At 71.2% G+C, this 23,765-nt stretch carries 25 protein-coding genes and 2 tRNA genes; 18 read left to right on the top strand and 9 right to left on the bottom strand.

Annotated elements, in window-relative coordinates:
• Positions 1-25 precede the first annotated feature (25 nt).
• The 6 genes from chvE (at position 26) to araA (ending at position 7,867) form a co-directional block, all read left to right on the top strand.
• Positions 26-1,144, top strand: coding sequence for a multiple monosaccharide ABC transporter substrate-binding protein (gene chvE, locus ACIBK1_RS12230; protein ID WP_030505819.1), 1,119 nt, complete (start codon positions 26-28; stop codon positions 1,142-1,144).
• Positions 1,145-1,194: 50 nt separating this feature from the next.
• Positions 1,195-2,724, top strand: coding sequence for a multiple monosaccharide ABC transporter ATP-binding protein (gene mmsA / locus ACIBK1_RS12225; protein WP_030505818.1), 1,530 nt, complete (start codon positions 1,195-1,197; stop codon positions 2,722-2,724).
• Positions 2,725-2,729: 5 nt separating this feature from the next.
• Positions 2,730-3,989, top strand: a complete 1,260-nt coding sequence (mmsB, locus tag ACIBK1_RS12220) for a multiple monosaccharide ABC transporter permease (RefSeq protein ID WP_030505817.1) — start codon at positions 2,730-2,732, stop codon at positions 3,987-3,989.
• A gap of 94 nt (positions 3,990-4,083) precedes the next feature.
• Entirely contained in the window at positions 4,084-5,733 is a 1,650-nt protein-coding gene (gene araB / locus ACIBK1_RS12215; RefSeq protein WP_363415207.1) for a ribulokinase, read from the top strand.
• A complete protein-coding gene (locus ACIBK1_RS12210) occupies positions 5,730-6,389 on the top strand; it encodes an L-ribulose-5-phosphate 4-epimerase (protein ID WP_030505815.1) in 660 nt (219 codons plus the stop codon). Before araB ends, ACIBK1_RS12210 begins: the two co-directional genes overlap by 4 nt.
• Complete coding sequence (gene araA, locus ACIBK1_RS12205) at positions 6,386-7,867, top strand: L-arabinose isomerase (RefSeq protein WP_357314408.1); 1,482 nt, start codon at positions 6,386-6,388, stop codon at positions 7,865-7,867. Before ACIBK1_RS12210 ends, araA begins: the two co-directional genes overlap by 4 nt.
• Positions 7,868-7,974: 107 nt before the next feature.
• Here araA and ACIBK1_RS12200 read toward each other — a convergent pair whose 3' ends face one another.
• Positions 7,975-9,114, bottom strand: a complete 1,140-nt coding sequence (locus tag ACIBK1_RS12200) for an NAD(P)-binding protein (protein ID WP_396734410.1) — start codon at positions 9,112-9,114, stop codon at positions 7,975-7,977.
• Positions 9,111-10,025 (bottom strand): RNA polymerase sigma-70 factor, encoded by a 915-nt coding sequence (locus ACIBK1_RS12195; protein WP_396734407.1) that lies wholly within the window; start codon positions 10,023-10,025, stop codon positions 9,111-9,113. The genes ACIBK1_RS12200 and ACIBK1_RS12195 overlap by 4 nt, the downstream gene beginning before the upstream one ends.
• A gap of 93 nt (positions 10,026-10,118) precedes the next feature.
• On the opposite strand from ACIBK1_RS12195, the gene ACIBK1_RS12190 reads away from it, so the two are divergent.
• Positions 10,119-10,191, top strand: a tRNA-Ala gene (locus tag ACIBK1_RS12190).
• Positions 10,192-10,283: 92 nt separating this feature from the next.
• On the opposite strand, the gene ACIBK1_RS12185 is transcribed toward ACIBK1_RS12190, so the two are convergent.
• Together ACIBK1_RS12185 and ACIBK1_RS12180 are read right to left on the bottom strand one after the other, a co-directional pair.
• The gene (locus tag ACIBK1_RS12185) at positions 10,284-10,592 is read right to left on the bottom strand and encodes an AzlD domain-containing protein (protein WP_396734404.1); all 309 of its coding nucleotides are present in this window, start codon (positions 10,590-10,592) and stop codon (positions 10,284-10,286) included.
• Entirely contained in the window at positions 10,583-11,290 is a 708-nt protein-coding gene (locus ACIBK1_RS12180) for an AzlC family ABC transporter permease (RefSeq protein ID WP_396734401.1), read from the bottom strand. Before ACIBK1_RS12180 ends, ACIBK1_RS12185 begins: the two co-directional genes overlap by 10 nt.
• Before the next feature lie 67 nt (positions 11,291-11,357).
• Here ACIBK1_RS12180 and ACIBK1_RS12175 point away from each other — a divergent pair, with 67 nt between their 5' ends.
• Positions 11,358-11,921 (top strand): helix-turn-helix domain-containing protein, encoded by a 564-nt coding sequence (locus ACIBK1_RS12175; protein WP_396734398.1) that lies wholly within the window; start codon positions 11,358-11,360, stop codon positions 11,919-11,921.
• Here ACIBK1_RS12175 and ACIBK1_RS12170 read toward each other — a convergent pair.
• Positions 11,918-13,072 carry a low temperature requirement protein A gene (locus ACIBK1_RS12170; RefSeq protein WP_396734489.1) on the bottom strand — a complete coding sequence of 385 codons (1,155 nt, stop codon included), beginning with the start codon at positions 13,070-13,072 and terminating at the stop codon, positions 11,918-11,920. The two genes, ACIBK1_RS12175 and ACIBK1_RS12170, sit on opposite strands and share 4 nt — an antisense overlap.
• 319 nt (positions 13,073-13,391) lie before the next feature.
• On the opposite strand from ACIBK1_RS12170, the gene ACIBK1_RS12165 reads away from it, so the two are divergent.
• Together ACIBK1_RS12165 and ACIBK1_RS12160 are read left to right on the top strand one after the other, a co-directional pair.
• Positions 13,392-14,057, top strand: a complete 666-nt coding sequence (locus ACIBK1_RS12165; RefSeq protein WP_363415191.1) for a class I SAM-dependent DNA methyltransferase — start codon at positions 13,392-13,394, stop codon at positions 14,055-14,057.
• A 39-nt stretch (positions 14,058-14,096) separates the two neighbouring features.
• Positions 14,097-15,536, top strand: coding sequence for an ATP-binding SpoIIE family protein phosphatase (locus ACIBK1_RS12160; RefSeq protein WP_051761215.1), 1,440 nt, complete (start codon positions 14,097-14,099; stop codon positions 15,534-15,536).
• On the opposite strand, the gene ftrA is transcribed toward ACIBK1_RS12160, so the two are convergent.
• Positions 15,449-16,501, bottom strand: coding sequence for a transcriptional regulator FtrA (ftrA, locus tag ACIBK1_RS12155; protein WP_396734394.1), 1,053 nt, complete (start codon positions 16,499-16,501; stop codon positions 15,449-15,451). The genes ACIBK1_RS12160 and ftrA overlap by 88 nt on opposite strands.
• 72 nt (positions 16,502-16,573) lie before the next feature.
• Here ftrA and ACIBK1_RS12150 point away from each other — a divergent pair, with 72 nt between their 5' ends.
• From ACIBK1_RS12150 to ACIBK1_RS12140, 3 genes are all read left to right on the top strand, one after another.
• The gene (locus ACIBK1_RS12150) at positions 16,574-17,029 is read left to right on the top strand and encodes a rhodanese-like domain-containing protein (RefSeq protein ID WP_030505804.1); all 456 of its coding nucleotides are present in this window, start codon (positions 16,574-16,576) and stop codon (positions 17,027-17,029) included.
• Between the two features lie 71 nt (positions 17,030-17,100).
• Positions 17,101-17,173, top strand: a tRNA-Ala gene (locus ACIBK1_RS12145).
• A 59-nt stretch (positions 17,174-17,232) separates the two neighbouring features.
• Complete coding sequence (locus ACIBK1_RS12140) at positions 17,233-17,721, top strand: nucleotidyltransferase domain-containing protein (protein WP_396734390.1); 489 nt, start codon at positions 17,233-17,235, stop codon at positions 17,719-17,721.
• On the opposite strand, the gene ACIBK1_RS12135 is transcribed toward ACIBK1_RS12140, so the two are convergent.
• Both ACIBK1_RS12135 and ACIBK1_RS12130 read right to left on the bottom strand, forming a co-directional pair.
• Positions 17,722-18,036 (bottom strand): HAD family hydrolase, encoded by a 315-nt coding sequence (locus ACIBK1_RS12135; RefSeq protein WP_396734486.1) that lies wholly within the window; start codon positions 18,034-18,036, stop codon positions 17,722-17,724.
• Positions 18,002-18,484, bottom strand: a complete 483-nt coding sequence (locus ACIBK1_RS12130) for a winged helix-turn-helix transcriptional regulator (protein WP_030505801.1) — start codon at positions 18,482-18,484, stop codon at positions 18,002-18,004. Before ACIBK1_RS12130 ends, ACIBK1_RS12135 begins: the two co-directional genes overlap by 35 nt.
• Before the next feature lie 118 nt (positions 18,485-18,602).
• Between ACIBK1_RS12130 and ACIBK1_RS12125 the strand changes: the two genes are divergently transcribed.
• Positions 18,603-19,307 (top strand): SDR family oxidoreductase, encoded by a 705-nt coding sequence (locus ACIBK1_RS12125; RefSeq protein ID WP_396734387.1) that lies wholly within the window; start codon positions 18,603-18,605, stop codon positions 19,305-19,307.
• A gap of 45 nt (positions 19,308-19,352) precedes the next feature.
• Positions 19,353-19,568, top strand: a complete 216-nt coding sequence (locus ACIBK1_RS12120) for a DUF6203 family protein (RefSeq protein WP_030505799.1) — start codon at positions 19,353-19,355, stop codon at positions 19,566-19,568.
• A gap of 130 nt (positions 19,569-19,698) precedes the next feature.
• On the opposite strand, the gene ACIBK1_RS12115 is transcribed toward ACIBK1_RS12120, so the two are convergent.
• The gene (locus ACIBK1_RS12115) at positions 19,699-20,661 is read right to left on the bottom strand and encodes a GlxA family transcriptional regulator (RefSeq protein ID WP_396734384.1); all 963 of its coding nucleotides are present in this window, start codon (positions 20,659-20,661) and stop codon (positions 19,699-19,701) included.
• Between the two features lie 71 nt (positions 20,662-20,732).
• Here ACIBK1_RS12115 and ACIBK1_RS12110 point away from each other — a divergent pair, with 71 nt between their 5' ends.
• The 3 genes from ACIBK1_RS12110 (at position 20,733) to ACIBK1_RS12100 (ending at position 23,726) form a co-directional block, all read left to right on the top strand.
• On the top strand, positions 20,733-22,022 hold the full coding sequence (locus ACIBK1_RS12110; protein ID WP_396734381.1) for an MFS transporter: 1,290 nt from the start codon (positions 20,733-20,735) through the stop codon (positions 22,020-22,022).
• A complete protein-coding gene (locus ACIBK1_RS12105) occupies positions 22,019-22,681 on the top strand; it encodes a peptidyl-tRNA hydrolase (RefSeq protein WP_396734379.1) in 663 nt (220 codons plus the stop codon). Before ACIBK1_RS12110 ends, ACIBK1_RS12105 begins: the two co-directional genes overlap by 4 nt.
• A gap of 136 nt (positions 22,682-22,817) precedes the next feature.
• Positions 22,818-23,726, top strand: a complete 909-nt coding sequence (locus ACIBK1_RS12100) for a hypothetical protein (protein ID WP_396734376.1) — start codon at positions 22,818-22,820, stop codon at positions 23,724-23,726.
• Positions 23,727-23,765 lie beyond the last annotated feature (39 nt).

Below are 23,765 nucleotides of genomic sequence, written 5' to 3'. Positions count from 1 at the left end.
TGCGGCGACCCCCAAGGAGATGTACATGAGGTTGCTACGAATCGGGGGCGCGGTGTCCGCCATCGCGCTCGCCGTTACCATGACCGCCTGCGGCTCCAGCCAGAAGACGGTGGACACGGAGGCGTCCGCGTCCTCCGGGGCCGGCGCCGCCGGAGCCCTGGTCGGCGTCACCATGCCCACCAAGTCGTCGGAGCGCTGGATCCACGACGGCGACAACGTCAAGCAGCAGCTTGAGGCCCTCGGCTACCAGGTGGACCTCCAGTACGCGGAGAACGACATCCCCACCCAGGTCAACCAGATCGAGAACCAGATCACCAAGGGCGCGAAGCTCCTGATCATCGCCTCGATCGACGGCACCGCGCTCACCTCGCAGCTGCAGGAGGCCGCGGACAACAAGATCCCGGTCATCGCCTACGACCGGCTCATCCGCAACAGCCCGAACGTCGACTACTACGCGACCTTCGACAACTTCAAGGTCGGCGTGCAGCAGGCGACCTCGCTGCTGAAGGGCCTCGGCGTCGACGGCGGCAAGAAGGGCCCGTTCAACGTCGAGCTGTTCGGCGGCTCGCCCGACGACAACAACGCCACCTTCTTCTGGAACGGCGCGATGTCGGTGCTCCAGCCGAAGATCGACGACGGCACGCTGAAGGTCAAGAGCGGCCAGACCGACTTCAAGCAGGCCGCCATCCTGCGGTGGGACCCCGCCACGGCGCAGAAGCGCATGGAGGACATCCTCACCAAGACCTACACCGGCGACGCCAAGGTCGACGGCGTGCTCTCGCCGTACGACGGACTGTCCATCGGCATCCTGTCGGCGCTCAAGAGCTCCGGCTACGGCACCAGCGGCCAGCCCTACCCGGTCGTGACCGGCCAGGACGCCGAGCTCGCCTCGGTCAAGTCGATCATCGCCGGTGAGCAGTACTCCACCATCTTCAAGGACACCCGCAAGCTCGCGGAGCAGACCGTGAAGATGGCCGACGCGGTGCTGAAGGGCCAGAAGCCCGAGGTGAACAACACCACGGACTACAACAACGGCAACAAGGTCGTTCCGTCTTACCTGCTGGACCCTGTGGTCGTCGACAAGGACAACTACAAGGACGTCATCGTCGGCAGCGGCTACTACACCGAGGACCAGCTCAAGTAGGGATCCGGGCCCGGGGAGCAGTCCCCGGGCCCTCCCTGAGCGGGGGGCACATGACCGAGCACATCTTGCGGATGAGCGGGATCACCAAGACATTCCCCGGGGTGAAGGCGCTACAGGACGTCAACCTGGCGGTCCGGCGGGGTGAGATCCACGCGATCTGCGGCGAGAACGGCGCCGGCAAGTCGACGCTGATGAAGGTGCTGTCCGGGGTCTATCCCCACGGCCAGTACGACGGCGAGATCACCTTCGAGGGCAGACGCTGCGAGTTCGGCGGCATCCGCGACAGCGAGCACGCCGGCATCGTCATCATCCACCAGGAGTTGGCGCTGTGCCCGCAGCTGTCGATCGCCGAGAACATCTACCTCGGCAACGAGCGGGCAGCGCGCGGCGTCATCGACTGGAACCGCACCAACTACGAGGCCGGCGAGCTGCTGAAGCGGGTCGGCCTGCGGGAGAACCCCACGACGACGGTCTCCGACATCGGCGTGGGCAAGCAGCAACTCGTGGAGATCGCCAAGGCGCTGTCGAAGGAGGTCAAGCTCCTCATTCTCGACGAGCCGACCGCGGCACTCAACGACGAGGACTCGGCCCACCTGCTCGACCTGCTGCGCGGGCTGAGGGACGAGGGGATCACCTGTGTGATCATCTCACACAAGCTCAACGAGGTGATCGCGATCGCGGACTCCGTCACGATCCTCAGGGACGGGCAGACGATCGAGACTCTCGACATGACCGTCGACGGCGTGACCGAGGACCGCATCATCTCCGGCATGGTCGGCCGCGCCCTCGACAACCGCTTCCCGCCGCGCACGCCGGCGATCGGCGAGGAGGCGTTCCGGATCGAGGACTGGACGGTCTACAGCCCCAGCCAGCCTGGCAGGAAGGTGGTCGACGGGGCCTCGCTGACGCTGCGGCGTGGTGAGATCGTGGGCCTGGCCGGGCTGATGGGCGCCGGCCGCACCGAACTGGCGATGAGCGTGTTCGGGCGGACGTACGGGGTGCACATCTCCGGCAGCATCTTCAAGGACGGCAAGCCGATCGAGATCCGCACCGTGCAGGACGCGATCAGGCACGGCGTCGCCTACGCCACCGAAGACCGCAAGAGGTACGGCCTCAACCTCATCGAGGACATCAAGCGCAACATCAGCGCGGCATGGCTCAAGGGCCTGTCGAGGCGTGGCTGGGTCAACGAGTACGAGGAATACCGCGTCGCCCAGCAGTTCCGCGCGAGCATGAACATCAAGGCGCCGAGTGTCGACAGCGTCGTCGGCAAGCTGAGCGGCGGCAACCAGCAGAAGGTCGTGCTCTCCAAGTGGATCCTGACCGAGCCGGACGTGCTGATTCTCGACGAGCCGACCCGGGGCATCGACGTCGGCGCCAAGTACGAGATATACACGATCATCAACCGTCTGGCGGAGCAGGGCAAGGCCGTGCTGGTGATCTCGTCCGAGCTGCCCGAGTTGCTCGGTCTCTGCGACCGCATCTACACGCTCTCGGAGGGGCGCGTCACCGGTGAGGTGCCGCGCGAGGAGGCCACGCAGGAACGCCTCATGTATTTCATGACCAAGGGACAGGAGTAGCCGGCATGAGCAGCATCACGCCCGCCGACGTGGAGGTCGGCGCCAAGGGCGGCGGGGGAGCGCCGGGGCGGCCGGGCCGGGTGTCGCTCGGCGGGCTGTCGCTCAACCTGCGCTCCAGCGGCATCTACATCGCGTTCGCGCTGATCATCGTATTGTTCTCGGTGCTGACCGACGGCGCACTGCTGCAGCCGCAGAACATCTCCAACATCATCGTCCAGAACTCCTACATCCTGATCCTCGCGATCGGGATGATCCTGATCATCATCGCGGGGCACATCGACCTGTCGGTCGGCTCGGTGGTCGCGGTCACCGGCGGGCTCTCCGCGGTGCTCATGGTGAACATGGGCATGCCCTGGCCGGTGGCCCTGCTGATCACGATCGCGGCCGGCGCGCTGATCGGGGCCTGGCAGGGGTACTGGATCGCGTACTTCGGCATCCCCGCGTTCATCGTCACGCTGGCGGGCATGCTGCTCTTCCGGGCGCTGACCCTCACCGTCCTGGGCAACCAGGGCATCGGCCCGTTCCCCGACCAGGTCCGCACACTGGCCAACGGCTTCACCGACGGCTGGCTGGGCAACATCGGCCTCGGCCCGCTCGGGGGCGCCGACCTGTTCAGCCTGCTGGTCGGCATCGTCGCGATCGCCGGCATGGTCCTCGCGCAGTGGCGCAGCCGCAGCGCGCGCAAGGGGTACGGCCAGGCGGTCGACCCTCTGGCGCTGTTCGTGCTGAAGATGGCGGCCGGAGCCGCGCTGATCCTCTTCCTCGTCGTGCAGCTCGCCCGCTTCAAGAACCTGCCGTGGGTGCTCGTGCTGCTCGCGGTGCTCGTGCTGGCGTACTCACTGATGGCCAACCGCACCGTGTTCGGGCGGCAGGTCTACGCGATCGGCGGAAACCTGCACGCGGCGGTGATGTCCGGCGTCAAGGTCAAGTCGGTCGTCTTCTGGATCTTCGTCAACATGGGGGTCCTGTCCGCGATCGCCGGCGTCATCTTTGCCGGCCGGCTCAACCAGGCCGGCCCCACCGCGGGCAACAGCTTCGAGCTGGACGCCATCGCCGCGGCCTTCATCGGTGGCGCGGCCGTTCAGGGCGGCGTGGGCAAGGTGGTCGGCGCGATCACCGGTGGTCTCATCATGGCGGTGATCAACAACGGCATGTCGCTGATCGGCTCGCCCAGCGAGCGCGTCATGCTCGTCAAGGGCGCCGTGCTGCTCGCCGCGGTGGCGTTCGACGTGTGGACCAAGCGCAGGGCCGGCACCGCCCGCTGACGGCCGCAGAGATCGACAGGAAACCGGGTCGCCGGCCTCATCGCAGGCCGGCGGCCCTCGCCCCAGCCGGCACGAGAGCTTGTGGAGGTTGAGTGTGAGCGTTAACAATGAGCGTTATGTGGTCGGTGTGGATTACGGCACGTTGTCCGGCCGCGCCGTGGTGGTGCGCGTGAGCGACGGCGCGGAGCTGGGGAGCGCCGTGCACGAGTACGCCCACCGCGTGATCGAGGACGTGCTGCCCGGCTCGGGGGCCCGCCTCGGACCCGACTGGGCCCTGCAGTCGCCGGCCGACTGGATCGACGTGCTGCGCAACGCCGTGCCGAAGGCCCTGGCCGACGCGCAGGTCTCCGCGGAGCAGGTCGTGGGCATCGGCACGGACTTCACGGCCTGCACGATCCTGCCCGCCACGGCCGACGGCCACCCGCTGTGCGAGGAGTTCCCCGAGCGGCCGCACGCCTGGCCGAAGCTGTGGAAGCACCACGCGGCACAGCCGCACGCCGACCGGATCAACGCGCTGGCCGCCGAGCGCGGCGAGGCGTGGCTGCCGCGGTACGGCGGCAAGATCTCCTCCGAGTGGGCCTTCGCCAAGGGCCTGCAGCTGCTGGAGGAGGACCCGGAGATGTACGACCGGGCCGACCGCTGGATCGAGGCCGCCGACTGGATCATCTGGCAGCTCACCGGGGTGGAGACCCGCAACGTCTGCACCGCCGGATACAAGGCCGTATACCAGGACGGCGCCTACCCGTCCGAGGACTTCCTGGCCGCGCTGAACCCCGCCTTCTCCGGGTTCACCCGGAAGCTCGGCCAGGATCTCGCTCCGCTGGGCGGCCTCGCCGGTCACCTGACCCCGCGGGCCGCCGAGTGGACCGGGCTGCCCGAGGGGATCGCGGTCGCGGTCGGCAACGTCGACGCCCACGTCACCGCGGCCGCGGCCGACGCCGTGCGGCCGGGTCAGATGGTCGCCATCATGGGCACCTCCACCTGCCACGTCATGTGCTCCGACCAGCTCGCCGAGGTCCCCGGCATGTGCGGCGTGGTGCGCGACGGCATCGTCCCCGGGCTGTGGGGCTACGAGGCCGGCCAGTCCGCCGTCGGCGACATCTTCGGCTGGTACGTGGACAACTGCGTGCCCGCGTCGTACGCCGAGCGGGCGGCGGAGGCGGGAGTCGGCCTGCACGAGCACCTGACCTCGCTCGCGGCCGAGCAGAAGGTCGGGCAGCACGGGCTGGTCGCGCTCGACTGGCACGGCGGCAACCGCTCGGTCCTGGTCGACCACACCCTGTCCGGCGTCATCGTCGGGCAGACGCTCGCCACCCGCCCCGAGGACGTCTACCGCGCGCTCATCGAGGCCACCGCGTTCGGCGCCCGCACGATCGTGGAGACGTTCGAGGCGGCCGGGGTGCCGGTCGAGGAGTTCGTGGTCGCCGGCGGCCTGCTCAAGAACCGCTTCCTCATGCAGACGTACGCCGACGTGCTGCGCCGCCCGCTGTCGGTGATCGGCTCCGACCAGGGGCCGGCGCTCGGCTCGGCCATCCACGCCGCCGTCGCCGCGGGCGCCTACCCCGACATCACGGCCGCCGCGGCGGCGATGGGCAAGCGCGAGGCGGCGGCGTACGTGCCCGACGCCGAGCGGGCCGACGCCTACGACCGGCTCTACGCCGAATATCGCAGGCTGCACGACCACTTCGCGGACGGCGAGATGCTCCACCGGCTCCGCGCGATCAGGAACGAGGCCAGCGCATGATCGATGAACTCCGCAGGGAAGTCTGCCGGCTCCACGCCGAACTGGTTCGATACAACCTCGTCGTCTGGACGGCCGGCAACGTGTCGGGCCGGGTGCCGGGCGAGGACCTGTTCGTCATCAAGCCCAGCGGGGTGTCGTACGACGACCTGACCCCCGAGTCGATCGTGGTCTGCGACCTCGACGGCAACCTCGTCGAGGGTGACCTGTCCCCGTCCAGCGACACGGCCGCGCACGCCTACGTGTACCGGAACATGCCCGAGGTCAACGGGGTCGTGCACACCCACTCCACGTACGCCTCGGCCTGGGCGGCCCGCGGTGAGGCGATCCCGTGCGTGCTCACCGCCATGGCGGACGAGTTCGGCGGCGAGATCCCCCTCGGGCCGTTCGCGCTCATCGGCAACGACGACATCGGCAAGGGGATCGTCGCGACCCTGAGCGGGCACCGTTCCCCCGCCGTGCTGATGCAGAACCATGGCGTGTTCACCATCGGCGAGTCGCCGAAGGCGGCGGTCAAGGCCGCCGTGATGTGCGAGGACGTCGCCCGCACTGTGCACGTTTCCCGGCAGCTCGGTGAGCCGCTGCCGATCGCACAGGGTGACATCGACCGCTTGTACGACCGGTATCAGAACGTCTATGGACAGAGGAGTCACCTGTGAAGCTATGGTTCCTGACCGGTAGCCAGGGCCTGTACGGCGAGGACACGCTGCGGCAGGTGGCCGAGCAGTCCCAGCGCATCGCCGAGCAGCTGGGCGAGGCGTTGCCGTTCGAGCTCGAATGGCGGCCAGTGCTCACCGACGCGGCGGCCATCCGCCGCGTGTGCCTTGAGGCCAACGCTGACGACGACTGCATCGGCCTGATCGCGTGGATGCACACGTTCTCCCCGGCCAAGATGTGGATCGCCGGCCTGGACGCGTTGCGTAAGCCGCTGCTGCACCTGCACACGCAGGCCAACGTTGAACTGCCGTGGAGCTCCATCGACATGGACTTCATGAACCTCAACCAGGCCGCCCACGGCGACCGCGAGTTCGGCTACATCCAGACGCGGCTCGGCGTGCCGCGCAAGACCGTCGCGGGTCACGTGAGCGACCCCGCGGTGGCGGCGCGCATCGCCACCTGGGCCCGCGCCGCGGCGGGCCGGGCCGAGGTCGGCTCGCTGCGCCTGGCCCGTTTCGGCGACAACATGCGCGACGTCGCCGTGACCGAGGGCGACAAGGTCGAGGCGCAGCTGCGGTTCGGGGTGTCGGTGAACACCTACGGCGTCAACGAGCTGGCCGAGGCCGTGGACGCCGCCGCGGACGCCGACGTGTCCGCCCTCGTCAAGGAGTACGAGGACCTCTACCGGCTGGCCCCCGAGCTGCGCGCGGGCGGGGAGCGGCACGAGTCGCTGCGGTACGCGGCCCGCATCGAGCTGGGCCTGCGGCACTTCCTGGAGGGCGGCGGCTTCAAGGCGTTCACCACGAACTTCGAGGACCTGGGCGGGCTGCGCCAGCTTCCCGGCCTGGCCGTGCAGCGGCTCATGGCGGAGGGCTACGGCTTCGGCGGCGAGGGCGACTGGAAGACCTCGGTGCTGCTGCGCACGCTCAAGGTCATGTCGGCGGGCCTGCCCGGCGGCACCTCGTTCATGGAGGACTACACCTACAACCTCACCCCGGGCGAGGAGCTCATCCTCGGCGCGCACATGCTGGAGGTCTGCCCGACGATCGCGGCGGACACCCCCGCGTGCGAGATCCACCCGCTGAGCATCGGCGGGCGGGAGGACCCGGTGCGGCTGGTGTTCGACGCCGCCCCCGGCCCCGCCGTGGTGGTCGGCCTGTCCGACATGGGCGAGCGGTTCCGGCTGGTGGCCAACGAGATCGACGTGGTCGCGCCGCCCGAGCCGCTGCCCGCCCTGCCGGTCGCCCGCGCCGTGTGGCGGCCCCGGCCCGACCTGCGCACCTCCGCCGAGTCGTGGATCACGGCGGGCGCCCCGCACCACACGGTGCTGTCCTCGGCCATCGGATCCGAGGAGCTGACCGACTTCGCCGACATGCTCGGCGTCGAGTTGCTCGTGATCGACGAGGCGACCACCTCCCGCCAGTTCACCAAGGAACTGCGGTGGAACCAGGCCTACTACCGGCTCGCGCAAGGATTCTGACAAGCAGGAAGTGAGTGGTGGGCGGCCCGGCCGCCCTCACCCTCGGGCCCTTCTCCTCCGGGGAAGGGCCCGTTTCCGTCGCGTCAGACCGCCCGCCGGTACGGCGATCAGGAGGCGAGGGCGGCCCGGGCCGCCGCGAGCGCGCTGTTGATCGACACCTCGGAGAGCATGCCGGGCGCCGCCACCTGGTCGCCGGCCAGCCACACGCCGTCGCCGCGCTGGACCGCCGGCCTGTCGCGCCACATCGTGCCGGGCGGGTCGAGCGCGCCGCTGCGCCCGGCGGCCACGGCGTCGCGGCGCCAGGTCGTCCGCCCGCGCCAGTCCGGCAGGGCCAGGTCGGCGATCCGTTCCAGCCGCGCGAGCGCCGCGGCCTTCGGCTCATCGGGGCGCATCGGCATCTGCATCTGGACGAGGCTTTCCCCGGGCGGGGCCAGGGACGGATCGGGCAGCGAGTAACGCTCCAGGAAGCCGCCCTCGTCCAGGTCGCTGACGAGGAACATGTCCCGCGGATCGGCGCGCACGGCGAGGTCGAGCAGGACCGACCGGCCGCTCTCCCAGCGCAGCGAGTCGTCGCCCAGCAGGCCGCGGGCGGCGTCGAGGGAGGTGGCGACGATCACCCGTCCCTCCGGCAGCCGGTCCGCGCGCGATCCGGTCTCGATGCGTACGCCGAGGTCGCGCGCCCGCGCGGCCATCCGGTCGATCACCCGTCCCCAGCCGCCGGCCACATAGCGCGCGGCCGGGTAGCGCGGGGCGAGCACCCGCCGGAGCCGCTCCCAGGCGAAGGCCGCCGACAGCCGGCCGGGGTCCGACTCGTAGGTGACGACTCCCAGGAACCGGGCGGCGGCGCGCGCGGCGCCGGCGCCGAAGCGGCGGGTGGCCCAGGATCCGAAGTCCTCGTCCACCGGCGCCGTGAGACCACGCCGGGCGACCATCCGCAGCAGCCCGGCCGGCGGCCGTCCGGTCAGCCTCCCGTCCCGGCGGAACCGGACCCGGGCCAGGTGTCCCGGCCGTATCGGCGCGTACGGCCGGACGAGTCCCCGCTCGTCCAGCCACCGCCAGGGCAGGCCGTCGGAGTAGAAGACGTGGGTGCCGTCGTTGGCGACGTACGGCGTGGCGGTGGAGCGGGCGCGCCCGCCGAGGGTGTGGTGCGCCTCGCGCAGGACGACGGCGGCGCCGCCCTCGGCGCAGGCGATGGCGGCGGTCAGGCCGGCGAGCCCGCCGCCCACGATGGTGATGTTTTCTCTCATGCACTCCCGGACGAATCGCGGGCCCCGATCCGTGACATCTTGTCCGGGTTGGCGATGAGGTAGATCGTGTCCACCAGTCCATCGGCGATCACCAGCGAGATGACCGTGACGGGACGGCCGTCCAGCCGGGCGACGATCGCGGGGCCGCCGTTGACGTGAGCGATCTCCATGTCCATCTCCCTGTCCGGGGAAGCGCCCATGGAGGCCAGGAAGCGCCGGCGGCCCTCCGCGCTCGCGATCGCGACGAGGAAGCGGGCGACCGGCGCGGCGCCGGCCAGCTCCCGCAGCGGCGCCCGGACCTTGCCGCCGCCGTCGCCGACCATGCGGACGTCCGCGGCGAGCAGCGCGGTCAGGCCCTCGATGTCCCCTTCCGCGCAGGCCGCGACGAAGCGCTCGGTGATCGTGCGCCGCTCGCGCCGATTCACGTCGAAGCGCGGCCTGCGCTCGCGCACGTGGTCACGGGCGCGTCTGGCGAGTTGCCGTACGGCGGGCTCGCCTCGGCCGAGGATCTCGGCGATCTCGCCGTGGGAGAAGCCGAACGCCTCCCGCAGGACGAACACGGCCCGTTCCAGCGGGGACAGCGTCTCCAGCACGACGAGGAGGGCCAGCTCGACGCTGTCGGCGAGTTCCGCGGACTCCCCGGAGTCCGGTGCGCCGACGACCGGCTCGGGCAGCCAGGGCCCGACGTACGCCTCCCGCCTGGCCCGCACCCGGCGCAGCCGGTCGACGGCGAGGTTGGTGGTGACGCGTACGAGGTAGGCCTTCGGGTTGGCCACCGACGCGGCGTCCACCTCCGCCCAGCGCAGCCACGCCTCCTGGACCACGTCCTCAGCGTCCGCGGCGCTGCCGAGGATGCGGTAGGCCACACCGGCGAGCAGGCTCCGGTGCGTGGTGAAGACTTCAATGGTCATGTCATGCCAGACGTATCATGCCCGCCGCGGTGTGACATCGGCTCGTCCGGTTACCGTCCCCGCGCGGACTCCTATACACTGACTGCGTCGCGAGGGGCTATAGCGCAGCTGGTAGCGCACTTCCATGGCATGGAAGGGGTCTGGGGTTCGAATCCCCATAGCTCCACAACACCTCAAGGGCGGTCGATCGACCGCCCTTTTGTCGTTCGGGCCGCACACGTTCATAGAGCTGTGCTGATGCGATCGGGCGCTTGTCCGTCAGGGCACGCCGAGGAGGCGGAGGACCGCCGTCGTGGCGGCGGCGAGGACGACGATCAGGGGGAACGGCGCCCTCCGCAGCGTGAGGATCCCGGCGACGAGCACTCCGGCGGGCCTGGCCCATCCGGCGAAGCCGTGCCCCTCGGTTAGGGCCGAGGTGGCCACGAGGGCGATGAGCAGCACGGTCGCGGCGACGGACAACAGGTGGCGCAGGTGGCCGGGCAGCCGGAGCCGGTGCCGCAGCACCGGCCCGGCCAGGCGGAACGCGTAGGTGCCTGCGGCCAGCGCGAGGACGGCGATCAGGGGCATGAGACCTCCGAACCGTAGGGGGTCCGCACGGTGAGCACGAGACCGGTCAGGGCGAGCAGCACCGGCAGGCCCGCGGGCAGGAACGGCGTGGCCGCCACCGCGACGGCCGCACCGGACACGCAGGCCCGGCGCAGGGCGGCGGTCCGCACGTTCCCTTCGGTGAGCGAGGGCAGCACGAGGGCGAGCAGCACCGCGGGGAAGGCCGCGTCCAGTCCCAGAGCGGCGGTGTCGCCGATGCCGCGTCCGGCCAGCGCGCCGAGCACGACGGCCGCGTTCCAGCTGACGAACAGACCGAGCCCGCAGGCCCAGAACGCCGCGTGACGCCGGCGGGGGTCGGCGTCGCGCAGCACGAAGGCCACGGCCTCGTCCGTCAACAGGTGCGCACCGGTGAGGCGCGTCCACCACCGGTCGCCGAGGGCGTCGCCGACCGCGAAGCCGAACGGCAGCAGGCGCGCGTTCAGCACCAGCCCGGCCGCGACGGCGGCGAGCGGGGCGCCGCCGGACAGCACCACGCCGACCGCGGCGAACTGCGCCCCTCCGGCGAACACCAGCAGGGACATGACGACCGGCACCCACGCGGGCAGGCCGCCGGACACGGCGATCGCGCCGAACGCGGCGCCCACCATGGCGTCGGCGAGGCAAACCAAAGCGATGTCGCGGAGCGTGCCGCGATCGAGTGTTCGCCAGAGCGAATGCATGTCCAGTAGAGTGAACAACGACGATGGTGTTCGTCAAGTCGAACAAGCGGAAGTGTGGAGCGAACACGTGGCTGAGAGGCCGTCCTTCGACCTGATCACGCTCATCGCCGCGTCGATCCGCAGGGAGCGCGAGCGCGCCGGCCTGTCGCTGACCGAGCTGGCCAAGCGCGCGGGCATCGCCAAGTCCACGCTCTCCCAGCTGGAGTCGGGCGCCGGCAACCCGAGCGTGGAGACGCTGTGGGCGCTCGGGGTCGCGCTCGGCGTGCCGTTCAGCCGCCTCGTGGACCCGCCCCGGCCGGCCGTACGGGTGATCCGGGCAGGGGAGGGGCCCGCGACCTACTCCGAGCAGGCCAGTTACGCGGCCACCCTGCTGGCGTCGTGCCCGCCGCACGCGCGGCGCGATTTGTACCGGATCTCGGCCCAGCCGGGGCCGCCGCGCACTTCCGACCCGCACATGCCCGGCACCGTCGAGCACCTGCTGATCGGCACCGGGCGCGCGCTTGCCGGGCCCGCGAAGGAGCCGGTCGAGCTCGGGCCGGGTGACTACATCGCCTATCCCGGCGATGCCCCCCACGTCTTCGAAGCCCTCGAACCCGGCACCACCGCGGTCATCGTCATGGAGCACGTCTAGGCCGCCTGCGGCTCCCCGCTGCGGACGACGGCCGCCCAGACGGCGACGCCCGCCACGGTCGCGGTGGCGCAGGCCGCGAGCGCCAGAGGCGGCGTCAGCGGGGTGAGCGCCGCGAGGGCGGCGAGGACGAGCACCCCCGCGAGATGTGACCTCGGGACGCGCCCCCAGACGACCCGCTTGAACAGCGCGTGCCCGGTGAGGAAGAGCGCGGGGCCGCCCAGCACGGCGATCGCCGTTCCGGGCGCGGTGTGGCCCCCCGGGTGGTGGATCACGAGTTCGTCGGCCACGGCCGACACGACGACGCCGGCGACCATCGGCAGGTGGAGGAAAGTGTAGGCCGAGCGGGCGAGCCGCCCAGGGTCGTCCGCCGCGGCGATCACCCGGCTGCCCGCCTCGGCGCTGCTGCCGAAGTAGGTCCACCACAGGCCGACGCTCGCGCCGAACGCGGTGAGCAGGGCCGCACCGGCCACGGGCGACGGATGCGCGGCGAAGGTCGCCCCGGTGACCAGGATCGACTCGCCGAACGCGATGATCAGGAAGAGCTGGCAGCGCTCGGCCAGATGGGCGCCGTCGACCGACCAGTCCGTGGTCGACGACCTGCCGAGGCCCGGCGTGACGAATCCGACCCAGGGGGCCAGCAGGTCGGCCCCCACCGCCGCCGTCCACAGCAGTTCCCTCGACAGGCCGTGCGTGAGACCGCCCGCGATCCAGAACGCCCCCGACAGCACCGCCCAGGCGAGCACGCGCGTCAGGTTGCGCCGCAGCGGGCCCCGCGGCGCGGCGGCCACCGAGCACGCCGTACGGACAACCTGCACGGCCACGTACGCCGCGGCGAACATCAGGCCGTGCTCGCCGAAGGCCCGGGGGAGGGCCGCCGACATGACCAGGCTCGCCAGCATGACGGCGACCAGCACGATCCGCACCGAGGGATGGTCGGGGTCGAACCAGTTCGTGTGCCAGGCGGTGTAGATCCACGCCCACCAGACGGCGAGCAGCAGCAACAGGGTCTGCGCCGCGCCGCGCCACGACAGGTGGGCGAGCAGCAGATGGGAGAGCTGAGTGACCGCGAACACGTACACGAGGTCGAAGAACAGCTCGGTGAACGTGACCCGTTGCTCCCCGCCACGCCGGCGGAGCGTGCCCGTGTGCATCGTCACGGCGGCCCACGCTAGGGATCTTTGTGTCAAAAGGGAAGAAGATAGCTTGATATTGCTGCGGCCACGAGGCGGTCCTCGCCGCTGTAGAGGCGGGCGACGCCGCGCAGCGCGCCTCGCGGACCTCGTCGATCATGCCAGCCTCCCTGGTGCGGCATCTGGCATATCGGTATGCCGACCACGTGAAGTTGACAACGATCTTTGACACAATTGATGGCCGAAATGCCCATTTAGCGGCGCTATGTCTTGACTTGTTCGGGTGTAGTCCTCTATCTAGAAGAAGGCAAAAGACGGCTGATCTCTAACGGCGGCAACTATGACAATCGAATCAGGACCGGACACTCCGCGTCAGGAGTACCGTGCCATCCAGGCCGAGGCGTTCAACCGCATCGGCGGCCGGTATGACGAGGCCTTCCCACACAAGGAAGGCCAGGTGGCCGCCGGTGAATGGATGATCAAGCAGCTCAAGCCGGGGGCACGCGTCCTCGACGTCGGCTGTGGCACGGGGTCGCCCACGGCGCAGCAGTTCGCCGAGGCGGGCTGCGAGGTGGCCGGCATCGACATCTCCCCGGTCATGCTGGACCTGGCGCGCAAGAACGTGCCGACAGGGACCTTCCTCGAACGCGACGTGCTCGACCTCGACGATTCGCTCGGCGTTTTCGACGCCGTGACGGCTTACTTCAGCCTGCTCATGCTGCCGCGGGCCGAAATCGAGCAGGCGCTGCGCAAAATCCACGCGGTGCTCGCCCCCGGTGGCCTGTTCTCGCTGAGCATGGTGGAAATCGACCTCGACGACGTGCCGTTCCAGTTTCTCGGCGCTCCGGTGCGGGTGACCGGATATCTGCGCGACGAGTTGCGCGAGGTCATCGAAGCCGCCGGATTCGGCGTGCTGTCGGAGAACCACATTTCGTACGCTCCGGCGACCACGCAGGCGCCGCCGGAAATCCAGCTGTTCGTCAACTGCCGGCGTGACCGATTCTGAGCGGCCACACCCGTGTCGGGAGGCGGGGATCCGTTCTCAGTGCTGAGTCACGTCAGCGGGGTCGTCCGGGCCATGGGCGAGAGCCGGGGCCCGGAGGAGGCGACGAGGGTCCTCTGCGAGGCGGTGGTGCCGGAACTGGCCGACGCGGCCGCGGTCTACGTGGACGGGGCCGTCCGGCACCGGGTCGATCCCGGCGGGCGGCTGCCGCCGCGCTGGGACGGCGACGGGATCGCTGAGGCGGCCCTCATCGACGAGCACCTGCTCGCCGCGCCCCTCAGGGCGTACGGCGAGCCCGTCGGCTGCGCGCTGCTGGCGCGGGACGCACGGCGGCCGCCCTTCGGGGAGGCCCACGTGCTCGCCGTGGGGCAGCTCGCCGTGCCCGCCGCGCTCGCGATCCACCACGGGCGCAAGGACCGGCGGCAGGACGAGACCCTGGAGACCCTCCAGCGCGGCATGCGGCCGGGCGACCCGCCCGCCCTGCCCGGGCTGGAGATCGCCTACCGCTACAAGCCCGCCGCCGAGCGGGTGGGCGGCGACTGGTACGACGTCATCCCGCTGCCGGGCAGCAGGGTGGCCCTGGTCGTCGGCGACGTGATGGGACACGGGCTGGCCGCCGCGGCCGTGATGGGCCAGCTCCGCACGGCCGTGCAGACCCTGGCCTCGCTCGACCTGCCGGCCGAGCAGGTGCTCCACTCGCTCGACGAGATGGCCCAGCGGCTGGCCGCGCAGACGCTGACCACGTGTGTCTACTGCGTCTACGACCCGGTGCTGCGCAGATGCACGATCGCGAGCGCCGGGCACCTGCCGCCGATCCTGCTCGGACCGGACGGCAAGGCGGAGGTGCTGTCGCCGCCCCGGTGCCCGCCGATCGGGCTGGGCCGCACGCCGTTCGAGACGATGGAGATCGCGGCGGAGGACGGCAGCATGCTCGTCCTCTACACCGACGGGCTCGTGGAGGAGCGCGGGCAGGACATCGGGGTCAGCGTGGAGTCGCTGCGCCGCAGGCTCGCGAACGGCACCTCGATCGAGGCGCTGAGCGACGAGGTGCTGTCGTCGGAGACGACCGACGACGTCACCGTGCTGGCCATCCGGTTCCGCGGCATCCCCAGCGAGCACGTCGCCCAGTGGCTCCTGGAGCCCCAGCCGACGGCGCCCGGCCGCGTACGCGGTCTGGTACGCCGGACGCTCGGCCCGTGGGGTCTCACGCCCATGATCCCGGTGGCCGAGCTGCTCGCCGGAGAGCTCGTCACCAACGCCGTGCAGCACACCCAGCGGCCCATCACCCTCAGGCTGCTGCGCACCGACCACCTGCTGTGCGAGGTCAGCGACGACGACCACCGGCTGCCGGTGGTGCGCGAGCCCGGCCCGCTCGACGAGGACGGCAGGGGACTCTACCTGGTCAACCAGCTCGCCGAGCACTGGGGGACCAGCCGGGTCGCCGGGGGCAAGACCGTCTGGTTCTCGCTGCCCATTCCCTGACGCCGGAACGCCTTGCGGTACGCCGACGGCGACGTACGCATCGAACGGCCGAAATGGTGACGGAACGTCACCGGGCTCTCGAAGCCGACGGCGGCTGCCACCTCCTCCACAGGAGCCGCCGTCGTCTCCAGGAGCGGCAGGCTGGCGGCGATCCGCTGCGCGATCACCCACCGCAGCGGGCTCGTCCCGGTGCGGCGGCCGAAGTGCCGGATGAAGCCGCGCTCGGACATCCCGGCGACCCGTGCCAGCGCGGCGACCGTGACCGGGCGGGTGAGATCGGTCAGCACCCACTCCATCGCCCGGCCCACCGGATCGCCGGCCTCCACCTCCGCGACCGGCGCCTCGACGAACTGCGCCTGCCCGCCCTCCCGGTGCGGCGGCACCACCAGCCTGCGGGCCACCGCGTTGGCCACGCTCGGCCCGTGGTCACGCCGCACCAGATGGACGAGCAGGTCGAGGCCCGCCGCGCTGCCCGCGCTGGTCAGCACGTCGCCCTCGTCCACGTACAGCACCCCGGGATCCACCCGGACCTCGGGATGACGCCGCTGGAGCAGTGCGGCGTACCGCCAGTGGGTCGTCGCGGCCCGCCCGTCGAGCAGCCCGGCGGCGGCGAGGGCGAAGGCGCCCGAGCAGATCGACACGATCCGGGCCCCGCCGTCGTGAGCCCGGCGCAGGGCGGCCGTGAGGGCGGGGGAGATCTCCGCTCGCACGTCCGGGACGCCGGGCACGATCACGGTCCGCGCCCCGGCGAAGACGTCGAGCCCGTGCGCCGCCTCGATCGTGAACCCGCCGACCGCCCGCAGCGGGCCGGGCCTTTCCGCGCACACGGCCAGCTCGTACCACGGGACGTCCAGCTCGGGGCGGGGCAGCCCGAAGACCTCGACGACGCAGCCAAGTTCGAAGGGACTCATGCCGTCGAAGGCCAGCACCGACACGGTGCGGCTCCGGTCGGGGAGCGGGAGCATGGCGGGATATTAGCGATAACGGGCGTTCATGCCTCTTCTGGGGTGGCAGGGCGACCGGGCACCCTGGTCGGCATGTCCGCCGTAACGCACACGCCCGCGGCCGAGCCGGCCGCCGCCGTCGCCCACTTCTCCGCCCGCCTTGCTTTCGAGACCGACGTGTCCGACGTACGCGCCGACCTGCTCTCCGGGGAGCCGGCGATCGTCGTGGTCGACTCCCGCAGCGGGGAGAGCTGGCGGCAGGGCCACATCGAGGGGGCCGTCCATCTGCCCACGGCTGAGATCGCCGCCCGGGCGCCCGAGCTGATCCCCCGTGACGTGACCGTCGTCACCTACTGCTGGGGGCCGGGCTGCAACGGCGCGACCCGCGCGGCGCTGGAGTTCGCCCGGCTGGGTTATCGGGTCAAGGAGATGATCGGCGGGTTCGAATACTGGGTGCGTGAGGGCTTCCCGGTCGTGGAGTCCTCCGGAGTGCGCACCCGGCCGGCCGATCCGCTCACCGCTCCCGCGGGAGCCGCCTGCGCCTGCTGAGACCTTCTCGGTTACACCCACACCGCGGAAGTCCTATACACTGGCGAGGCATCGCCGACGCGGTGTGGCAAGGGGCTATAGCGCAGCTGGTAGCGCACTTCCATGGCATGGAAGGGGTCTGGGGTTCGAATCCCCATAGCTCCACAATGGCTGAACCATCCCGAGAGCCGTCCTCCGTCCGGAGGGCGGCTCTCGGCGTTCTGATGGACGCAGAAACGGTCTGCGGCATCTACGGCTGTCTCGCCGAACGCGGAGTGCGGATCTGGATCGACGGCGGCTGGTGTGTCGACGCTCTCCTCGGGAGGCAGACGAGAGAGCACCCCGACCTCGACGTGGCGGTCGACCACGAGGGTGAAGCGGAGTTCGCCGCACTCATGCGGGGTCTCGGATACACGAAGAGGCGCGACGGCGACGACACCGCGTGGAACTACGTCCTGACCGACGGCCGAGGCCGCAGCGTCGACGTGCACGTCTTCGAATACGACGAATCCGGAAAGAACGTCTACGGGATCGCCTACCCCTACGGCTCGCTCACCGGACAGGGCACGATCGACGGCCGGGCCGTGGACTGCGTCGCACCGCAGTGGATGTTCACCTTCAAGACGGCGTACACGCCCCAGGAAAAGGACCGCGAGGACGTCCACGCGCTGGGGGAGAAGTTCGGCTTCGAGATACCGCCGACCCACCGCTGATCACCGGCTCGTGAGGCGCAGGGTGAGCTCACGGAGGTCCGCGGCCATGGACGGCGCTTCGTCGTGGGTCCATTCGAGGTGGTCGCGATTGATCCAGACGGTGTCCAGCCCGGCCCTTTGAGCGGCGACGACGTCCTCGACGGGGTCGTCGCCCACGTGCAGGACGTCGCATCCCTCAAGCCGCATCCGCTCCAGCATGACGTGGTAGATCTGCGGATCCGGCTTGTGGAATCCGCATCTCCGGACGTCGACGCGGAAGGCCGATCGACCACCCGGTGGTTCAGGCCGCCCTGCCGCCGTCGTCCGGCCGCTCAGTGGCTGTGCGTACGAGGGTGACCGCGTCCAGCGGGACGGCGCGCCCCTCGGGGTCGGTGAACGACACGTCCAGCCGCGCCCCGGTCCGCCGATCGCGGCGTTCGACCGTCGGTCCCGCGAGCCGGGGGGCGTGGCGGTCCCCCCACTGCTGCAGCGCTCCGAGGATCACGAGCGCGTCGCGGCCCGAGTCGGTCAGGTGGTACTCGTACCGGGTGCGGGCCCCGGTGTCGCGGTAGGGCCGCTTCTCGACGACGCCCGCACCGGCGAGCGTCGCCAGCCGTGCGGTCAGCAGATTCGTGGCAATCCCCAGGCGTTGCTGGATGTCGGCGAAACGGACGACTCCCGCGTGCAGCTCCCGCAGTATCAGCGGCGTCCACCGCTCTCCGAGCAGGGTCACGGTCCGCTCGATGGAGCACGTCATCGAGTCGGGGAGTTCGGTGGTCGTCATCGCACGCCTCGCTCGCTGGTCGCCGGTGGCATCCAGGCTAGCCCGAAGAAGCTACCTTGCAATTTTAAAGTCAGACTGTCTAGTGTGGACGCGAAGTCGTCGAGGGATGGAGGCAACAATGAAGATCGAGGGATCGGTCGCGCTGGTCACGGGCGCGAACCGGGGGCTGGGACGGCGTTTCGCAGCCGCGCTGCTGGAGCGTGGCGCTGCCACGGTGTACGCGGCGGCGCGCAGGCCGGAGACGGTCGACCTGCCGGGCGTGGTGCCGCTCGCCCTGGACATCACCGACCCCGCGTCCGTCCGGGCCGCCGCCGAGCGGGCCCGTGACGTGAACCTGCTGATCAACAACGCCGGAGTCTCCACGGGCTCGTCGGCCCTCGCCGGGACGCTCGACGACATCCGCCTGGAGATGGAGACGCACTACTTCGGCACGCTCGCCATGGCTCGTGAGTTCGCCCCGGTCCTGGGCCGCAACGGGGGCGGCGCGATCCTCAACGTGCTGTCGGTGCTGTCGTGGTTCACCGCCCCGCGGGTGGCCGCCTACTCCGCGGCCAAGGCGGCCGCGCTGCAGCTCACCAACAGCCTTCGCCTCGAACTGAAGGAGCAGGGCACGCTCGTCACGGCGCTGCACGTCGGATACATGGACACCGACATGGCCGCCCACGCCGACGGCCCGAAGGCCGACCCGGCGGAGGTCGCCGCCCAGGCCCTGCGGGGGATCGAGCAGGGGAGTTTCGAGGTGGTCGCCGACGACACGAGCCGCTACGTGCGGGCCAAGCTGTCCGGCGGCGTGACCGACCTGTATCCGCAGCTGGTGTCCTGACCGGCGCGCACATGATCACATCCGTGCCGGGTAGGGGCGGATGTCATGAAGAGGATCCTGCAGCTCGTCTTCACCCGCTGGCTGGCGCGCACGCCGCTCGGGATGATCCTGCTCGGCCTCGGCTGGCTGTTCATGCGCAAGCGGCGGGCCCGCAGGCAGCAGCAGCCCGCGAGCGCCCCGGCGCGTCGCGAGCCCGGACGCCGGTCGGGCGACCCGTACGCCTGGCGCGGCCCCGCCACGGGTGACCGCCGCCGGCACTGATCAGCAGCCGGCACTGATCAGCAGCCGGCACTGATCAGCAGTCGGCACTGATCAGTCGGCACTGATCAGCAGTCGGCGCCGATCAGCAGTCGGCACTGATCAGTCGGCACTGATCAGCAGTCGGCGCCGATCAGGCGATGACGGCCGGAGTGCGGAACGTCTGGCGGTAGACCAGGGGGGACACCCCGACTGCGGCGTGGAGGTGCTGGCGGAGCGAGACCGCGCTGCCGAACCCGGCCTTCCTGGCGATCGCGTCGACCGGCAGATCGGTGGTCTCCAGCAGGTCCCGGGCGTGCGCGATCCGCTGCCCGGCGAGCCACCTGGCCGGGCTGAGGCCGGTCTCCTCCCGGAACCTGCGGGTGAACGTCCGCACGCTCATGCGGGCGTGCGCGGCCAGGGCGGCCAGGTTGACCGGCTCCTCCAGGTGTTCCAGCATCCACGCCCGGGTGGGCGCGGTGGTGGTCCCGACGGGATCGGGGAGCGGGCGCTCGATGTACTGGGCCTGCCCGCCCTCCCGGAACGGCGGGGTGACGCAGCGGCGGGCGGTGCGGTTGGCCACCTCGCTGCCGTGGTCGCGCCGGATGACGTGCAGGCACAGATCGATGCCCGCCGCCACGCCGGCCGAGGTGAGCACGTCGCCGTCGTCGATGAACAGCACGTCGGGATCGAGCCGTACGCGGGGGAACAGCACGCCGAAATCCGCGGCGTTGCGCCAGTGGGTGGTCGCCGGACGCCCGTCCAGCAGGCCCGCGGCGGCCAGCACGAAGGCGCCGGTGCAGATCGAGATGAGCCGGGCGCGCCCGGCGACGCCCCACAGCGCCGCGCGCACCTCCTCGTCGAGCGTGCCGTTCTCCAGCGGGGTGCCGCTGTGGATGCCCGGCACCACCACCGTGTCGGCCGTGGCGAGCACGCTCAGGTCGTGGTCGGGAAGGACGCTGTAGCCCGCCTGGCTCCGCACCGGACGGCCGCCCGGGCTGCAGGTGACGACCTCGTACAGCGGGCCGGGGTCGTGGGCGGCCCAGAACACCTGCCCGGGGACGCCCAGATCGAGTGTGGCGAAGTCGTCCAAGGCCAGTACGGCGACGCGGTGCATGGCCCGACTCTTTCACATGTTGACCTCCGGGCCACTGTCGTCCGAGGCGGGCGCAACGGAGGATGCTCGCCATGAAGTCGCTGCATCGTGCCTGGATCGTCGCCGCCGTCGCCTTTGTCGCGATCATCGGGGCGGCCGGGTTCCGCGCCACGCCGGGTGTGCTGATCACCCCGCTGGAGGACGCGTTCGGCTGGTCGCGGGGCACGATCTCGCTCGCGGTCTCGGTGAACCTCATGCTCTACGGGCTGTGCGCGCCGTTCGCGGCGGCGCTCATGGACCGCTTCGGCATGCGCCGCGTCGTCGCCTGCGCCCTGCTGCTGGTGGCGGCCGGGAGCGGCCTGACCGTGTTCATGACCGCGAGCTGGCAGCTCATCGCGCTGTGGGGCGTCCTGGTCGGGCTCGGCACCGGCTCGATGGCGCTCGTCTTCGCCGCCACGCTGACCGACCGCTGGTTCGTACGGCACCGCGGCCTGGTCACCGGCGTACTGACGGCCGGCGGCGCGACCGGGCAGCTGATCTTCCTGCCGGTGCTCGCGCACCTGACGGAGATGCAGGGGTGGCGATGGGCCTCGGTCACGGTGGCGGGAGCCGCGCTCGCCGTCGTGCCCCTCGTGTGGTTCCTGCTCAGGGACACCCCCGAGGAGATCGGCCTGACCGCGCTGGGCGCGACCGAGCCGGTCGTGCGCACGCCCGCCGTGCGCACGCCCGTCGTGCGCGCGCCGGACGGGGGCGCCGCCGCGCGGGCCGTCCGCGTGCTGCGGGACGCCGCCCGCACCCGGCACTTCTGGTATCTCGCCGTCGGCTTCGCCATCTGCGGGGCGAGCACGAACGGCCTGGTCGGCACCCACTTCATCCCGGCCGCCCACGACCACGGCATGCCGGAGACCACCGCGGCCTCGCTGCTCGCCGTGATCGGGGTCTTCGACATCGCCGGCACCGTCTTCTCCGGCTGGCTGAGCGACCGGGTGGACCCGCGGCTCCTGCTCGTCGTCTACTACGCGCTGCGCGGGCTGTCGCTGCTGGTCCTGCCGCAGCTGTTCGCCGCCACGGCCGAGCCGAGCATGCTGGTCTTCATCGTCTTCTACGGTCTCGACTGGGTGGCCACCGTGCCGCCGACCGTCGCGCTGTGCCGCAGGATCTTCGGCGCGAACGGAGCGGTGGTGTTCGGCTGGGTCTTCGCCTCTCACCAGGTCGGCGCGGCCGTCGTCGCCACCGCGGCCGGGATCACCCGTGATCATCTGGGGAACTACGACCTGGCGTGGTACGGCGCGGGCGTGCTGTGCCTGCTCGCCGCGCTCATGTCGTCCCGTATCGTCACGCGTGTCCGGGATGGCCGCGAAGCTGCGATCCTTGTCGGGTGACCGAACGCGTTCTTCCCCTGGTCGTACGCATCGAACGGGCCGCGCCGCCGCAGCGCACCGACGCGCTGGAGGCGGCGGCGACGGCCGTGGTGTGCCTGCTGGACAGTGCCGGGAGCGAAGGCCGGTGGCCGCAGGAGGTCGCCGAGTGGCAGGACGGGCGGATCAGGAAGGTGGTCAGGCGGGCTCGCGGAGCCGAGTGGCGGCGGGCGCTCGCCCTGCCCGGCATCACCGTCGCCGTGCGCACGGCCGAGGTGCGGGTGCATCCTCCCGTGCCGCTCGACGACTGGCCGCGCGACCTCGCCCGGCTCCAGGTGTCGGGCACCGAGTTGACCGACGAGGCCACCCCGCCGGAGCCGGGTCCGGAGGACGTGGTGCTCTGGATCAACCCCGGGCTGGAGATGACCGCGGGTAAGGCGATGGCCCAAGCGGGCCACGGCGCCCAGTTCGCCTGGTGGGGCGCGGGCGAGGCGGACAGGGCGGCCTGGCGCGAGCGCGGCTTCGCCGTACGGGTCAGGACGGCCGGCCCGGCCCGGTGGGACGCGCTGGCCGCGAGCGGGCTGCCGGTGGTCAGGGACGCCGGGTTCACCGAGATCGCACCGGGCTCCGCGACGGTCGTGGCGGACGCTCCGTGGCTGCGGGTCGGCGTTCCCGAAGTGTGATGGGGAACGCACCCGAAATATCGGGATATGCCGTACGCTCCCGATCGTGTCACCTGGGGACTATGGGACGAAGGCCGTTCCCTCTTATATAGCGGCCGAGGCCGAGACCACTCCGCTACCGAAGATCACGGTCCCAGTGGCTGCGCCACCGGCGAGCTCGTCCAAGGGGCTCGGAGACCTGCCGATGCGGGTGGTCTACCGTACGATCGCGGTCGCCGCGGGAATCGCCGTCCTGGGCGCGGGCGCGACCGCCGTGCTGCTGAACCGGGACGACCCCGCGACCGCGGCACCGCGAAACTCCGCGGCCGCCGCCGCTCCCTCGGTCATATCGGCCTCGTCCGCGTCGAGCGCCGCCGCACCCGCCGCGGGCGCGGTGGCCACGCCCGGCCTCAGCCCGCTGTCAAGCACGGGGGCGAGCGCGACGCCCGGCGCGGACGTGGACGCCGTCTCGAGTCCGGCGGCCAGTCCGGACACGGCCGATGTCGCGTTGGCGGCCGCCCTCAAGGACCCCCGCGTGCCCGCGCTGCCGAAGAACAGCCGCCGCCTTCGCACCCTGCCCGGCCGGGCGGCCGCCGCCCACGGCTCGATCAAGGACCGGCGCTCCGGCGTCGCCCTGCCCCGCTTCACCAAGACCTGGGCGCTGGCCACGCCCGCGCCGTTCGCCTCCCGCCAGTTGCTGCCCAAGGTCAAGGGCGCGTCGTACCGCGGGATGCTGGTCTCCTGCCCCGTGCCGATCCCCGAGCAGAAGACGCTGCGCGACACCGCCTTCCTGGCCGCCCGGTGGACGCTGAACCACCACCCCTCGGGCGCGACGATCACCTGGACGGCCTCGCAGCCCATCAAGGCGGGCAAGCGGCAGGGCTGGCTGCTCGGCTACACGGTGCACTACACGCTCAAGGGCAAGAAGCGGGTCTCCGCCGCGGCCCTGGCCCTCGTGGACGTGCCGGAGAAGAAGCCCGCCGTCGTGTTCGTCACGATCCCCGACAGCCAGAAGAAGCGCTGGCACGACATCAACAAGGTGATGTCCTCCGTCAAGGCGCTCTGACCCGGCGCTCGGACGGAACACGGCTCGACCGGCTCCCAC

The organism is Microbispora rosea (assembly GCF_044460045.1).
Classification (GTDB): Bacteria; Actinomycetota; Actinomycetes; order Streptosporangiales; family Streptosporangiaceae; genus Microbispora; species Microbispora rosea.
This window is presented reverse-complemented; position numbering and strand designations above follow the sequence as displayed.

What these genes read in the sequence shown, in the direction of transcription:
- mmsB (WP_030505817.1), top strand. Translation starts at nt 2,730, where the DNA reads ATGAGCAGCATCACGCCCGCCGACGTGGAGGTCGGCGCCAAGGGCGGC.
- ACIBK1_RS12195 (WP_396734407.1), bottom strand. Translation starts at nt 10,025, where the DNA reads ATGACCATTGAAGTCTTCACCACGCACCGGAGCCTGCTCGCCGGTGTG.
- ACIBK1_RS12150 (WP_030505804.1), top strand. Translation starts at nt 16,574, where the DNA reads ATGTCCGCCGTAACGCACACGCCCGCGGCCGAGCCGGCCGCCGCCGTC.
- ACIBK1_RS12110 (WP_396734381.1), top strand. Translation starts at nt 20,733, where the DNA reads ATGAAGTCGCTGCATCGTGCCTGGATCGTCGCCGCCGTCGCCTTTGTC.
- ACIBK1_RS12120 (WP_030505799.1), top strand. Translation starts at nt 19,353, where the DNA reads ATGAAGAGGATCCTGCAGCTCGTCTTCACCCGCTGGCTGGCGCGCACG.
- ACIBK1_RS12165 (WP_363415191.1), top strand. Translation starts at nt 13,392, where the DNA reads ATGACAATCGAATCAGGACCGGACACTCCGCGTCAGGAGTACCGTGCC.
- ACIBK1_RS12125 (WP_396734387.1), top strand. Translation starts at nt 18,603, where the DNA reads ATGAAGATCGAGGGATCGGTCGCGCTGGTCACGGGCGCGAACCGGGGG.
- ACIBK1_RS12130 (WP_030505801.1), bottom strand. Translation starts at nt 18,484, where the DNA reads ATGACGACCACCGAACTCCCCGACTCGATGACGTGCTCCATCGAGCGG.
- ACIBK1_RS12180 (WP_396734401.1), bottom strand. Translation starts at nt 11,290, where the DNA reads ATGCATTCGCTCTGGCGAACACTCGATCGCGGCACGCTCCGCGACATC.
- ACIBK1_RS12185 (WP_396734404.1), bottom strand. Translation starts at nt 10,592, where the DNA reads ATGCCCCTGATCGCCGTCCTCGCGCTGGCCGCAGGCACCTACGCGTTC.
- mmsA (WP_030505818.1), top strand. Translation starts at nt 1,195, where the DNA reads ATGACCGAGCACATCTTGCGGATGAGCGGGATCACCAAGACATTCCCC.
- chvE (WP_030505819.1), top strand. Translation starts at nt 26, where the DNA reads ATGAGGTTGCTACGAATCGGGGGCGCGGTGTCCGCCATCGCGCTCGCC.
- ACIBK1_RS12140 (WP_396734390.1), top strand. Translation starts at nt 17,233, where the DNA reads ATGGACGCAGAAACGGTCTGCGGCATCTACGGCTGTCTCGCCGAACGC.
- ACIBK1_RS12200 (WP_396734410.1), bottom strand. Translation starts at nt 9,114, where the DNA reads ATGAGAGAAAACATCACCATCGTGGGCGGCGGGCTCGCCGGCCTGACC.
- ACIBK1_RS12210 (WP_030505815.1), top strand. Translation starts at nt 5,730, where the DNA reads ATGATCGATGAACTCCGCAGGGAAGTCTGCCGGCTCCACGCCGAACTG.
- ftrA (WP_396734394.1), bottom strand. Translation starts at nt 16,501, where the DNA reads ATGCTCCCGCTCCCCGACCGGAGCCGCACCGTGTCGGTGCTGGCCTTC.
- ACIBK1_RS12115 (WP_396734384.1), bottom strand. Translation starts at nt 20,661, where the DNA reads ATGCACCGCGTCGCCGTACTGGCCTTGGACGACTTCGCCACACTCGAT.
- ACIBK1_RS12170 (WP_396734489.1), bottom strand. Translation starts at nt 13,072, where the DNA reads ATGCACACGGGCACGCTCCGCCGGCGTGGCGGGGAGCAACGGGTCACG.